Genomic DNA, 13,336 nt, shown 5'->3' with positions numbered 1-13,336 from the left:
CACTTAAACCAAACGAAAAAACATTAATTAACTTAAACAATCAACCATGAACTTTAAAGAATTATTAAACAAAGGAGCAGATTTTTGCTCTAAACTTGTTTTCTTACTGTGCTTATTGATCGGTAGTCAAGTACACGCACAGGGCACAACGATAGAGGGAACCGTGAAGGATGCTGCGGGACTTTCTCTTCCTGGGGTAAACGTCTTAGAGAAAGGAACTAAGAACGGAACTTCTACCGATTTTGACGGGCATTATAAATTGAAACTGACCAATTCAAAAGCCGTATTGAGTTTTTCTTTTATAGGATTTAAAACGATTGATATCTCTGCTGATGGTAAAACGAAAGTAAATGCAACTTTATCTGAAGATTCAAATAACTTAAATGAAGTTGTTGTAATTGGATATGGAACTTCTAAAAAATCTGATTTAACAGGAGCGGTTGCAACGTTTTCTGGAAGTGAGGTGCGTAAGATTCCAGTTCCAAATGTAGCAGAAGCCTTGACAGGACGTATTGCCGGAGTATCTGTATCCTCTTCAGAAGGTTCGCCAGACTCAAATGTTCAAGTGAGAATTCGTGGAAACGGATCTTTAAGCCAAGATGCTTCTCCTTTGTATATCGTAGATGGTTTTCCTGTAAACAATATCAACGATATTTCTTCATCAGATATTGAAACGATGACGGTATTAAAAGATGCATCATCTACAGCAATTTATGGTTCTAGAGGAGCTTATGGGGTTATTATTGTTACAACTAAAAAAGGTAAAGATGGTAAAATAGCTGTGAACTACAATATGTTCTACGGAATGAAAAAACTGGCTAATACTATTGACGTAACTTCTCCAGAGGACTATGTAAAATGGCAATATGAATATGCTTTACTTGATCAGAATGATAAAACCATTTTGAGCAACCCAAGTTCTTATACCAAATATTTTGGTAATTGGCAGGATTATGATATGTACAAAGGTATGAAAGGAAATAACTGGCAGAAGCAAGTTTTTGGACGTACAGGAGAAGTGCAAAGCCGTGACTTATCTATTCGTGGTGGAAGTGATAAAATGAATTACAACTTCAACTATGCACATTATGATGAAAAAGCAATTATGCTGGGATCAGATTTTAAGAGAAACAACTTATCTCTTGCGTTAAATAGTAAAGCTTCAGATAAAATAGATTTAAGCTTTACAGTTCGTTATTCTGATACTGAAATTAATGGTGCAGGAATGAACGAACAAAATGAAGTTTCATCTGCAGATTCTCGTTTGAAAAATGTTGTTGGATATGCACCAATTCCAATTCCTGGATTAACAACTGATGATACAGATGAAGCTGTAGCTAACAATTTAGTACACCCTTTTGTTTCTATTGTAGATAACAACCGTGAGCAGTTGAGAAAAAACTTTAACACATTAGGAAGTTTTTCTTGGAAACTTACCTCAGATTTAATTTTTAAAACAGAATTAGGTTTAGATAACTACAACTATCAAGATTACCGTTTCTACGGACGTACGACGTATTACGTAAAAAATAACCCTGCGGCAGAAAGACAAGGTATGCCTGCAATGATAATGTCAGATAGAAAAGATACTCGTTTTAGAAATGCAAATACGCTTAATTACGATTTGAAAAAAATAGTTGGCGAGAATCATAGTTTGAAAATACTTTTAGGAGAAGAATCTATAGATTATAAAAGAAATGATTTAACGAATACAATTCAAGGATATCCATTGTCTTTCGAGTTAGATGAGGCAAAGAAATTAACTACACAAGGAACTCCTGTATCTGTTGATAATTTCTATTATCCAGACGATAAATTGCTTTCTTTCTTTGGACGTGCAAATTATGATTATAAAGACAAATATCTTTTTACAGCGACTTATCGTGCAGATGGTTCAAGTAAATTTTTAGGAGATAATAAATGGGGCTTTTTTCCAGCAGCAGCAGCAGCTTGGAAAATATCTGGAGAAGAATTTATGAAAAATGCTTCATGGGTTAACCTGCTTAAATTAAGAGTAAGTTATGGTGAAGCAGGTAATAACAATATTCCAACTGGACAAATGGTTCAAAGTTTTATTTCTTCTACCTCAACATGGATCAATGGTGTTGATAACTATTGGGCAGCTTCTAAAACAATGGCCAATCCAGATTTAAAATGGGAAACTACAATTACACAAAACATCGGTTTAGATTTTGACTTATTCAAAAATAAAGTAACTGGATCTGTCGAAATGTATAAAAATAAGACGAAAGATTTATTAATGCTTTTCCCAATTTCTGGAGGTTATGATAACCAATATAGAAACATGGGTGAAATTCAAAACAGCGGTGTTGAAGCGACTTTGAACTTAAATCTTATTGAAAGACCTAAATACGGAGTGAGTTTATCTTTCAATGCGGCATTTAATACCAATAAAATCAACTCACTTGGAGTAATGGATAATTTTACTGCATCTTCTGGATGGGCTTCTTCATCAATTACTGGAGATTATTTAGTAAACGTAGGACAGCCATTAGGTATCATGTATGGTTATAAGAGCGATGGGCGTTACGAAGTTTCAGACTTTGATTACAGTGCAGGGGCTTATACTTTAAAAAATGGAGTGCCAGATGCTACTACAGTAGTAGGAAAGATGCAGCCAGGTGCTATGAAATTAAAAGATATCGATGGCGATGGTAAGGTAGATGCTAATGATCTTACGGTTATTGGAAACGCTAATCCAAAAAGTACTGGAGGTATGGTGTTAAATGCTAATGCTTATGGATTTGATCTTTCTGCAGCTTTTAACTGGAGTATTGGAAATGATGTTTACAATGCAAATAAAGTGGAGTTTTCTACATCAATTCCAAATGGGCAATATAGAAATTTAAATTCTGAAATGGCTGATGGAACAAGATGGACAAACTTGAATACGGCTACAGGACAGTTAGTTACAGATCCAACGGAATTAGCTGCTTTAAATGCAAATACTACAATGTGGTCTCCTTATATGCCTCGTTATGTTTTTAGTGATTGGGCTGTTGAAGATGGTTCTTTCTTGAGACTTAATAATTTAAGTTTAGGTTATACTACACCAGGCGATTTAACTTCTGCTTTAGGAGTTTCTAAGCTAAGATTTTATTTTACAGCTAGTAATGTTTTTGTTTGGACGAAATATTCAGGTCCAGATCCAGAAGCTTCAACTAGAAGAAACACGCCTTACACACCGGGTGTTGATTATTCAGCATATCCGCGAAGCAGACAGTTTATTTTTGGTTTAAACCTTAATTTTTAATTCAGTAAAACTTTCACAAGATGAAACATAAAATATTAATCGCAGGAATATTTGTAGCAAGCTTTTTTACTTCTTGCTCAGATGATTACTTAGATGCTCCAGCAAAATCAACACTAGACGAATCGGTTATTTTTTCTAGCCCAGGATTAGCTGAATCGGCAATTGACGGAATTAAAATTCCATTTGCTGAGACCAACTCATACAGAGGACGTTTTCTTCCTTTTTATGGATTAAATACAGATACAGAATGGTACAATTCTTCTCAAACAGTTAGTGATGCTTCTGATTTATGTACTTATGATGCAAAGCCAAATAACTCTCAGATGAATACAACTAATAATGCTTGGGCAATGATGTATTCAGGTATTGAGCGTGCTAATATCTGTATTCGTGGTTTACGTACTTATGGTAATCCAACACCAGGATCAGAATTAGGATATCTGCTAGGTGAAGCATTGACATTAAGAGCAATTTATTATGCAGATTTGGTAAAAGCTTGGGGAGATGTGCCTGCAAGATTTGAGCCATTAAACAATGCAACTATTTATATTGAAAAATCAAGTCGAGATGTAATTTACAAACAGCTTCTAGCTGATTTAGCTGAAGCAGCAACATTGGTTCCTTGGCCAGGTGAATCTACTGCAACAAGTACAGTAGAAAGAATTAATAAAGCTTTTGTAAAAGGGTTTCGTGCTCGTTTAGCATTAGCGGCAAGCGGTTATCAGCAATATCCTGACGGAATTAGAAGAAGTACAGATCCTGAATTATCTGTTGCAAATATGTATGCATTAGCTTTGTCAGAATCTCGTTCTGTTATTGCTAGCGGTTCAGCACATTTGGAGTCTTCATTTGAGACATTTTGGAAAAAATACAACCAAGAAAATATTACAGCAGGAGGAGAATCTCTTTGGGAGCTTCCTTTCTCAGATGGTAGAGGTCGTATGTTATTTACTTTTGCTGTTCGTCATACTACAAATGACCAGTTTCATGCTAACGGTGCAAATCGTGGTGGTGTAGCAGGACCACTTCCAACAGTATTCTACGATTACGATCAAGCAGATACAAGAAGAGATGTAACTTGTGTTCCTTATAAATATGGTACAGCAGTAAACAATATTGCTAAACAAGAATTGGGAGCTTTAAATACTTGGTATTTTGGGAAATACCGTTACGAATGGATGACTCGTTTTGTTACTTCAACAAATGACGATGGGGTGAACAAAATTTATATGAGATATGCAGAAGTTCTTTTAATTGCAGCTGAAGCAGCTAACGAATTAGAAGGTCCAGCGGCGGCAGCTCCATATTTAAAAGAAATTAGAAGAAGAGCATTCCCAACAGCAGTTCAAACAGAAAAAGTTGATAATTATGTAAATGCATTGACTAGCAAAACAGCTATGTTTAATGCTCTTGTTGAAGAAAATAAATATGAGTTTACAGGTGAAATGGAGCGTAAACAAGCTCTTATTCGTTGGAATTTATTAAAAACAAAATTAGATGAAGCTAAAGTAAAAATGAAAAATTTAGCGGATCGTACAGGTGCTTACGCAGATGTTCCAGCAACATTATATTATAAGTACCAATCTGATAATGTAAGCTTAGATATTTATGGTCTTAACCGTGGCGAAACTACAAATCCAGGCGCAGATTATACACAATTCGCTTGGACTTGGACTGGTGCCGCATCAGAAACTAAGATCAATACTTTGTACAAACCAGGTGTTAATCCAGATAATAGACAATTCTGGCCAATCTGGCAGGTGTTCCTTGACGGAAGTAATGGAAAACTGACTAATGATTATGGGTATTAATAACATTCTGATAATTAACAAAGTAGAATTATGAAAACAAAATATATAACTAGAGGAATAATCGCTGCATTATTAGTTTTGCTGACTTTTTCAAGCTGTGAAACTTTTAATGAAGCTGTTATCGACGATTTAAATGTAACTAGAGCTTTTTCGCCAATAGGGCTTACAGCTACCGTTAGAAATCAGACTACTGTCGAATTAAATTGGACAGTAAAAGAAGATGCAGATCATTATGTGGTAGAGTTTAGTGCAGATGATCCAGAGTTTAAAACCATTTATAAAACCATCAATGTCGCTCCAACAGAACTTCCTGTAAAAGTGGCGCTAGAAGGAGAAACGGTTTATTCAATCAGAGTGAAATCAGTAAGCGCTTCAGGTTTAGATGATTCTAAATGGTCTGTTGTAACTGCTACAACTTCGTCAGAGGAACTTTTTCTTCCAATTCAAGATGGTGATGTAGAAGCAAAACAAGTGACTTTAAGATGGACTCCTAACATTACTGTTACACAAATTGTTGTAAATCCAGGTGCAATAACACATACGATTACAGCAGCAGAAAAAACAGCAGGAGTTGCAGTTGTTACCGGATTAACTGCTGAAACAGCTTATACAGCCGAGTTAATGAATGGTACTAAGAAAAGAGGTACAACAACATTTACGACTGGAATTGATATTGGAACTGGAATTTTGATTAAACCAGAAGACGATTTGAATGCTAAAATTACTGAAGCTGCTTCAGGATCAGTTCTTGTATTAATGCCTGGAGATTATACTGTATTTACAGGCGAGATCGCATTGAACAAATCGATTACACTAAGAGGACTTCGTACTTATGATAAACCGAAGTTGCATGTGAAATTTACAGTTAATGCAGGAACAGCAAATCTGTCTTTGATTGATCTTGATTTGGATGGAACAGGAATGGATAATGCGGCCGTAATTACTATCTCTGGAGCAAACTCAACTTATGGTGATTTCTTAATTAGCAGCAGTAAAGTACATGATTATACTCGTGCATTAATTGCTGCAAACGCGGCTGGTTCTAAATTGTCTTCTTTCACAGTAGATAATAGTATTGTAAAAAATGTAAACACTAATATTGGTGCAGATTTTATCGATTTTAGAAATACGTATGTTGCAAGTATTGTTCTTAAAAACAGTACATTCGATACTTGTTCTATAGGACGTGACTTTGTAAGAGCTGATGCAGTGGTTTCTCCAAATGGTTTCTCAGGAACGGGATTAACTACAAATGTATTAATTGACAGCTGTACATTATACAATGTATCAAATACAGTTGCTCCTAAGAGAATATTGTACTTACGTTTTGCAAGTAATAACTCAACAGTTAAAAACACGTTGATTACTTCAACAACTGCAATTTTTACCAATCAGCCAGCGACCAATCAGCCGACATTTAATAAAAACTATTACAATGATGCGGTAAGTTTTATAGACGCAACAATTACTAATAATAAAATTGATGCATCAGCAACTACTGCAAATCCACAGTTTGTTGATCCAGCAAATGGAGATTTCACAGTTAAAAATCAAACGTTGATTGATAACAATATTGGAGATCCAAGATGGTTAAAATAAAATTTCATGGTTAGTTAATAGAAAAGCGGAATACATTTTTGTATTCCGCTTTTTTTATGAATCTATATTTTTACAAAATGATTTCTAATTTATTCAATTATAAAATCGAATTTTTCAAGTAATCCTGCGAGCGCTGTATGTGAAACTTTTGTGCCTTTTATTTTGTTTTCTGACGGATCAAAAGAATAATTTTTAGAAGTTCTGAAATCAGTTTTCTCCAGAATACTTTCCACGAAAGTGGCGCCAGAAAGATCACAATTTTTAAAAATAGCCAGAGATAAATCGGTATTAGATAAATCTGTTTCTTTCAAAGAACAATCGACGAAATTGGTCTTCTTGAGCTTTTTATAAATGAAAGTCGAATAATCTAAAATGCAATCCTCAAAATTCATCGAAAATAGAAAACTATTGCAAGCGCTGAAATCAAGTCCCATCAATTTGCATCCAATAAATTTGATGTTTTTCAACCCAGTGTTTTTTAAAACAGCCAGCGAAAGATTGCAGTTTTTAAAAGTAGAATCTAGAAAGTCATTATGACTCAAATCACTTTTAGAAAAGTTACAGTTAATGAATTCGCAATTAACAAATTCGGTATTGGCTAAACTTTGATCCGAATAATCGATCGATTCAAAAGTTCTGTTTTGATATAATTTTGATTCCATATAAATTTTAAAAAAGCGTATAAAGTTTTATTCTAATTCGATACAATCGAAAATAGTATTGTTTTGAAGTATTTCTGCAACATTCAATTCGCTGTCAACTCTCAGAATATTGTCGCAGTCTTCAAGGTCAAAATTCCACTCAGAATTAGGTAATAATTCATTTAGAAATACAGAAGCCGATTCAAATTTGGCCTTATTATCAACGGAAGTTTTAAAAACATAAATCATAATTTGCATTTTTGAGGAAGCAAATTTCTGAAAAACACCCACATATTTGTTAGGATTCTATAATCAATAATTAGGACTTATCAATCATTTTTCGGTATCGAATAGGAGAGATTCCTTCTGCTTTTTTAAAAAATCGGCTAAAGTAAGATTGATCTTCAAAGCCTACTTGCGTTGCGATTTCACCTACAGAAAGAGTAGTTTGAAACAGTAAATATTTAGCTTCTAATAATATGTTTTCGTCAATCCATTTAACCGCCGATTTTCCAGTTACAGTTTTGACACATTTGTTTAAATGGTTTGGAGTGACATTTAATAGCGAGGAATAATAATTAACTTGGTGTTGGACTTTTATATGATCATGAATCAGCTCTTTAAATTTTCCCGTAATTACTTCTGCTGCCGAAATGCTTTTAGAAGTTTTTACCGCATTTTTATTCATTTCATAAAACAACGTAATAAGATACGATTGCACAATATTCAAATCTGTAATTGTGGTTTCTGAATATTCCTTTTTCAATCGTTCCAAGATATTAGTAATTGGTGTAATATCTTCAGGAGCGAGTTTAATTTTCGGATTTCCTGAAATCTTTAAAAAATCAAAATCATTCAGCAGTTCGCGGCTTCCGTATTTTCGAATTAAAATATCAGGATGAAACTGGCAGATATAGCCTTTATGAATGTTATTAATATTATCAAGCGAAAAAATCTGCCCAGCCGGAACCATTATCATTTCGTTATCAGTTGTGATATGTTCCTGATAACCCAATTTCATAACATGCTGACCTGAAGAAATAAAAATTAAAGTATGGCAAGAATGTTTAGAAGGCGGAACAGGATGTTGCATCTGCATCATTTCTTCGATTTCAAGACAGAAAAAATGATCAGAATTCGACTTGAAAAGCAAATGAATAGGATTGTCTTCTCCTAAAAACTTTTCTCGAAATCCTTTTGGACCATAGGTTTTTATTTTTTCTGCCTGCTTCTTTTTCATTTTTAATAATATAATCTAAAATCAAGCAGTTTACAGAGATTGTAATGTTTGGCATAAAGATCTTCGACAACTTCAAATAAATTATCGTTTTCCTGATACAAACTAAAAAAAGCTTTATCAATCGTGCTGCAGCTTGCAATTTTATTATAAGTTGATCCGTAGCCAGAAATTGCTCTCGCTCCAGTTATGTCTAAAAAATATTGTGCTTCTTCTTCATTTAAATCTAAAACTTTCAGATTCGCAAAATGAATAATTTTGCCTTTCATTTTCCCTTCAAACAATTCGGCAATTTCTTCGATGCTGTAATAATAATCGTGAAGACAAATATTGTTTTCCTGACCTGGCATGGCAAGATAAATAATTTCATAATCCTTGAAATTATGATCTTCGTAAAGTAAAATATTCAAACTTTCTTCTAAACCTTCGATTGTATCACAAGTTTTATGAATGCTCGAAATTCCTTGGTCAATGGCCAATTCTTCCAAACATTTTACCACATTAGTTGGGGTATGATCGTCTATATCTTTGACGCCTTCAAGGCAGAAAATAAATTTTTCATTATCCATGCAGTTCTTCTTTCTGGTATTTAGGGATTGAAATTCTTCTTTTTTTGTTTCTAACAAAAGTATTTTTTCTGAAATGAAATCTAGCATAGAAAATAGAATTTAACGTGCTTTTTAGATTTTAAACTTTGGTTAAAGCCGAGTAAATTTTTAAGCGTATTTTTGTAAACCGAAAATAAATTACACATGATACAAATTAATCAGACGGCATCTTTTGCCCTCGAAGATATATTATTCTCTTTTGCTCTTGAATCTGAAGCAGCAGAAGTTTTTAAAGGACAGAATGTTTTATTTACCGGAATTGGAAAAGTAAACGCAACTTATGAATTGACAAAAGCGATTCAAAAGAAAAGACCTTCTGTAATAATAAATTTAGGATCGGCAGGAAGTAGCTGTTTTCAAAAAGGCGACGTAATTTGCTGTACCAAATTTATTCAAAGAGATATGGATGTTCGAGGCTTGGGATTTGCATTATACGAAACGCCTCTTTCGGGTTTGCCTCCAGTTTTAGAATACGGTTTATTGATGGATAATCTAAAAGAAGGAATCTGCGGAACAGGAGATAACTTCGAAATGGAACATTGTTCAGATGCCTACAATGTGGTTGATATGGAAGCTTATGCTCTAGCCATGATTGCCATGAAGGAAAACATTCCGTTTTTAAGTTTAAAATATATTTCAGACGGAGCCGATGATAATGCTGCCGAAGACTGGACGGTTCAGGTTCATAAAGCGGCAATTGCTTACGGTAAAATTTTAGGATTGATAAAAGAATCAGAAGCCATTTCTTAATTGAAGTGGCTTTTGTCTTTTTAGGAAGTTGCTCCAGCGGAGCAAAATATTTGTAGCATAATTCAAATCCGCAAATTCAAAAAGCTCCAGCGGAGCGACATGTAAATCATATTTAGGTACATTATTTTTATACAAATACAGCTCAAAAACAGCAAGAATACTTATTCTAACATAAAACTGATAAGTATTTGATGGGGTATTTTAAAGAAATGGATGAGTTTGATTTAATACAGCTTTAAAGAAACTTTTTAACTTTATAATCTTCATATTGTACTAACTAAAGATTCTCAAAACCAAAATGATTTTAACTATGAAAAAGATAATAATGCTGTGTTGTACTTTTCTGTTAATGGGAAAAACAATAGCACAGGAAATTCCGTTGGTATCTAACATTTCATCTCGAAACAATATTACATTAAACGGAAAATGGAGATATATTATAGATCCTCTCGAAAACGGATATTATAATTACCGTTTAGAGCCTTTTAAAAACAACGGATTTTTCGAAAATAAAAAATGGAACACCGCAGAACTGAGCGAATATAATTTTGCAACCTCAGCAGTTATGGATATTCCGTCTGATTGGAATTCGAAAGACGAAAGATTGTTTTTTTACGAAGGAACGGTTTGGTTTCAAAAAGATTTCAATTATAAAAAAGATGCCAAAACCAAAGGAATTCTTCATTTTGGAGCGGTCAATTATGATGCGAAAGTTTATGTAAACGGAAAACTAGCAGGAACTCACGTTGGTGGTTATACGCCTTTTAATTTTGATGTAACCGATTTGTTAGTTGATGGAAACAATTTTGTAGTAGTAAAAGTCGATAATAAACGCCATAAAGACAACGTGCCAACTGTAAATATGGATTGGTGGAATTACGGCGGAATCACAAGAGACGTAACTCTGGCTCAAGTTCCGAATACGTATATCGAAGATTATTTAATTCAATTGGATAAAAAAGAAAAAGGAAAAATTTCTGGTTGGATAAAACTAAACAGCGAATCGGCAAATCAGTCCGTTTCGGTTTCGATTCCAGAATTGAAAATTAAAAAAAGCGTTACCACCGACGCTAAGGGGATTGCCTCTTTTGAAGTCAAAGCCAATCCTGTTTTATGGACACCTGAAAAACCAAAATTATATGAGGTAGCGATTAGCAAAGCAGATGAAAATATTGCCGATCAAATTGGTTTTAGAACTATTGAAACCAAAGGAAAAGAAATTCTGTTAAACGGAAAAAAAGTCTTTTTACGCGGAATCAGCATTCATGAAGAAGCTCCTTTTAGATCCGGAAGAGCTTGGTCTCAAAATGATGCGATCACGTTGTTGACTTGGGCAAAAGAATTAGGCTGTAATTATGTTCGCTTGGCGCATTATCCGCACAACGAAAATATGGTCAAAGAAGCCGAAAAAATGGGATTAATGATTTGGTCTGAAGTGCCAGTTTATTGGACTATTTCGTGGACAAATCCTGATACTTATGCCAATGCCGAACGCCAATTGCACGATATGATTTACAGAGATAAAAACCGTTGCGGAATTGTAATTTGGTCAATTGCGAATGAAACTCCACACGGTGATGATAGAGATGTTTTCTTAAGCAAATTGGCAAAATATGCACGTACGCAGGATAATTCTCGTTTGATTAGTATGGCGATGGAAGTTACTTCGAGTTCCAATAATATCAATACACTTCACGACAATATGAATGAATATGTAGATATTGTGAGTTTCAATCAATATTTAGGCTGGTACAGAGGAACTAATGAATCTTGTAAAGATATGCAATGGGTAATTCCGTACAACAAGCCCGTTATTATAAGTGAATTTGGTGGCGAAGCTTTGCAAGGTTTACACGGCGATAAAAAAGAACGCTGGAACGAAGAATATCAGGAAGAATTATACATTCAAAACACACAGATGTTCAATCGCATTGAAGGATTAGCCGGAGTTTCTCCTTGGATTCTAGTTGATTTTAGATCGCCAAGAAGACAATTACCGAATATTCAGGATTTCTTCAATCGTAAAGGTTTAGTTTCAGATCAAGGAATTAAAAAGAAAGCTTTTTATGTAATGAAAGATTGGTACAAGCAAAAAGAAGAAGAATATAAGTAATGTAAAAGTTTAGATAAATAGAAAAACCTTCAAAGTTTAATTTTGAAGGTTTTTTTGTGTTTTTTATGTAATTTTATTTGAAAAAATATAAAGCTTAAATGGAAGTAGAAATTATTATAAGATTGCTTTTAGCAACATTTTGGGGAGCTTTAATTGGTGCCGAAAGAGAATACAAAGGAAAAGCTGCTGGACTTCGCACCACAATAATGATTTCTGTAGGAGCTTGTTTTTTTACCTTAATGTCTGAATGGATCGGTGGAGCAGGAAATCCAGACAGAATAGCTTCTAATATTGTAACTGGTTTAGGTTTTCTTTGCGCGGGAGTCATCTTTAGATCAGATAATCATGTTACGGGAATTACAACCGCGGCGACAATATGGTCGGTTGCGGCAGTTAGTATGGGAGTAGGAGCGGGTTATTACTTTGCTTCGGCTTGTGCAGCGATTATGATTATTGTAATCCTAACGATGCTAACGGTTCTTCAAGATAAAATTGACCTCATCAACGAGCATAAAATTCTCCGAATAACCTTCAAACGTTCCGATGATGGTCACGCAAGATGTAAAGAACTTTTTTCGACTTCTGGCGTAAAATCAAAATTGATCACACAGCGTCGTAATGTAGATCATGTTACTTTAGAATGGCAGATACATGGTTCCAAAAATTCGATAGAATCTTTGTATGCCTCGCTTTTAATGGATCCAATTTTTGAAGAATTAGTTTTATAAAAATAAGAATGATGAATTTTAGTTTACAACCCGTTTTAGAAAATGATCTTTGTATTCTATCTCCTTTAGAAGAAAAAGATTTTGATGATTTGTACCAAGTCGCTTCCGATCCTAAAATTTGGGAACAGCATCCAAACAAAGACCGATGGCAAAAAGAAGTCTTTCAAAATTTTTTTGAAGGAGCAATCAAAAGCAAAGGCGCTTTTAAAATTATAAATAAAGAAACTGGAGCCGTTATAGGAAGCACAAGATTTTACGATTTCAATCAGGAGGAAGATTGTGTTTTTATTGGTTATACTTTTTATGCTGTTTCGTGCTGGGGAAAAGGCGTTAATCAAAGTGTAAAAAAGACGATGCTGGATTATCTTTTTGAATATGTTTCTAAAGTTAGATTTCATATTGGTGCCGAAAATATCAGATCACAAATTGCAATCTCTAGGGTAGGAGCTAAAAAAGTTGCGGAAGAAGAAGTTGCTTATTTTGGCGAAAAACCAAAATTGAATTTTGTTTATCAAATCGATAAAAAAGATTGGAAAACACAAAAGCCTTAAACGAGAATGTTTAAGGCTTTTGTG

At 34.1% G+C, this 13,336-nt stretch carries 11 protein-coding genes; 7 read left to right on the top strand and 4 right to left on the bottom strand.

All coding sequences use genetic code 11. From position 1 onward, the window contains the following. Positions 1-46 precede the first annotated feature (46 nt). Genes V6624_RS00920 through V6624_RS00910 form a run of 3 tightly spaced genes read left to right on the top strand, consistent with a single transcriptional unit; the run spans position 47 to position 6,684 of the window. A complete protein-coding gene (locus V6624_RS00920) occupies positions 47-3,274 on the top strand; it encodes a TonB-dependent receptor (protein ID WP_338840595.1) in 3,228 nt (1,075 codons plus the stop codon). 20 nt (positions 3,275-3,294) lie between these two features. Further along, positions 3,295-5,085, top strand: coding sequence for a RagB/SusD family nutrient uptake outer membrane protein (locus V6624_RS00915; protein ID WP_111285755.1), 1,791 nt, complete (start codon positions 3,295-3,297; stop codon positions 5,083-5,085). A gap of 30 nt (positions 5,086-5,115) precedes the next feature. After that, positions 5,116-6,684 (top strand): DUF5123 domain-containing protein, encoded by a 1,569-nt coding sequence (locus V6624_RS00910; RefSeq protein ID WP_338840592.1) that lies wholly within the window; start codon positions 5,116-5,118, stop codon positions 6,682-6,684. Between the two features lie 89 nt (positions 6,685-6,773). Here the strand turns inward: V6624_RS00910 and V6624_RS00905 are convergent, their stop codons facing one another. The 4 genes from V6624_RS00905 to V6624_RS00890 all read right to left on the bottom strand — a co-directional run bounded on the left by V6624_RS00905 (position 6,774) and on the right by V6624_RS00890 (position 9,131). Then, positions 6,774-7,352 carry a pentapeptide repeat-containing protein gene (locus V6624_RS00905; RefSeq protein WP_422389342.1) on the bottom strand — a complete coding sequence of 193 codons (579 nt, stop codon included), beginning with the start codon at positions 7,350-7,352 and terminating at the stop codon, positions 6,774-6,776. A 21-nt stretch (positions 7,353-7,373) separates the two neighbouring features. Further along, the gene (locus V6624_RS00900) at positions 7,374-7,574 is read right to left on the bottom strand and encodes a hypothetical protein (RefSeq protein ID WP_111286020.1); all 201 of its coding nucleotides are present in this window, start codon (positions 7,572-7,574) and stop codon (positions 7,374-7,376) included. A 70-nt stretch (positions 7,575-7,644) separates the two neighbouring features. Further along, complete coding sequence (locus V6624_RS00895; protein ID WP_239455636.1) at positions 7,645-8,565, bottom strand: helix-turn-helix domain-containing protein; 921 nt, start codon at positions 8,563-8,565, stop codon at positions 7,645-7,647. Between the two features lie 2 nt (positions 8,566-8,567). Beyond that, positions 8,568-9,131 carry a DUF6642 family protein gene (locus tag V6624_RS00890; RefSeq protein WP_111286024.1) on the bottom strand — a complete coding sequence of 188 codons (564 nt, stop codon included), beginning with the start codon at positions 9,129-9,131 and terminating at the stop codon, positions 8,568-8,570. Positions 9,132-9,314: 183 nt separating this feature from the next. On the opposite strand from V6624_RS00890, the gene V6624_RS00885 reads away from it, so the two are divergent. From V6624_RS00885 to V6624_RS00870, 4 genes are all read left to right on the top strand, one after another. Further along, positions 9,315-9,920 carry a nucleosidase gene (locus V6624_RS00885; protein WP_338840590.1) on the top strand — a complete coding sequence of 202 codons (606 nt, stop codon included), beginning with the start codon at positions 9,315-9,317 and terminating at the stop codon, positions 9,918-9,920. Positions 9,921-10,230: 310 nt separating this feature from the next. Beyond that, positions 10,231-12,033 (top strand): glycoside hydrolase family 2 protein, encoded by a 1,803-nt coding sequence (locus tag V6624_RS00880; protein WP_338840588.1) that lies wholly within the window; start codon positions 10,231-10,233, stop codon positions 12,031-12,033. 98 nt (positions 12,034-12,131) lie between these two features. Then, positions 12,132-12,761 (top strand): MgtC/SapB family protein, encoded by a 630-nt coding sequence (locus V6624_RS00875; RefSeq protein WP_111285769.1) that lies wholly within the window; start codon positions 12,132-12,134, stop codon positions 12,759-12,761. Positions 12,762-12,772: 11 nt separating this feature from the next. Then, positions 12,773-13,312, top strand: coding sequence for a GNAT family N-acetyltransferase (locus V6624_RS00870; RefSeq protein WP_338841899.1), 540 nt, complete (start codon positions 12,773-12,775; stop codon positions 13,310-13,312). The last annotated feature ends 24 nt before the right edge of the window (positions 13,313-13,336 follow it).

Source organism: Flavobacterium ginsenosidimutans (assembly GCF_037478105.1).
Classification (GTDB): Bacteria; Bacteroidota; Bacteroidia; order Flavobacteriales; family Flavobacteriaceae; genus Flavobacterium; species Flavobacterium ginsenosidimutans.
The sequence above is the reverse complement of the archived record's forward strand: the minus strand, read 5'-3'. Positions and strand labels throughout refer to the sequence as shown.

Excerpts from the sequence above, each read along its gene's own strand:
- V6624_RS00920 (WP_338840595.1), top strand. The coding sequence starts at position 47 with ATGAACTTTAAAGAATTATTAAACAAAGGAGCAGATTTTTGCTCTAAA.
- V6624_RS00915 (WP_111285755.1), top strand. The coding sequence starts at position 3,295 with ATGAAACATAAAATATTAATCGCAGGAATATTTGTAGCAAGCTTTTTT.
- V6624_RS00910 (WP_338840592.1), top strand. The coding sequence starts at position 5,116 with ATGAAAACAAAATATATAACTAGAGGAATAATCGCTGCATTATTAGTT.
- V6624_RS00900 (WP_111286020.1), bottom strand. The coding sequence starts at position 7,574 with ATGATTTATGTTTTTAAAACTTCCGTTGATAATAAGGCCAAATTTGAA.
- V6624_RS00895 (WP_239455636.1), bottom strand. The coding sequence starts at position 8,565 with ATGAAAAAGAAGCAGGCAGAAAAAATAAAAACCTATGGTCCAAAAGGA.
- V6624_RS00890 (WP_111286024.1), bottom strand. The coding sequence starts at position 9,131 with ATGGATAATGAAAAATTTATTTTCTGCCTTGAAGGCGTCAAAGATATA.
- V6624_RS00885 (WP_338840590.1), top strand. The coding sequence starts at position 9,315 with ATGATACAAATTAATCAGACGGCATCTTTTGCCCTCGAAGATATATTA.
- V6624_RS00880 (WP_338840588.1), top strand. The coding sequence starts at position 10,231 with ATGAAAAAGATAATAATGCTGTGTTGTACTTTTCTGTTAATGGGAAAA.
- V6624_RS00875 (WP_111285769.1), top strand. The coding sequence starts at position 12,132 with ATGGAAGTAGAAATTATTATAAGATTGCTTTTAGCAACATTTTGGGGA.
- V6624_RS00870 (WP_338841899.1), top strand. The coding sequence starts at position 12,773 with ATGAATTTTAGTTTACAACCCGTTTTAGAAAATGATCTTTGTATTCTA.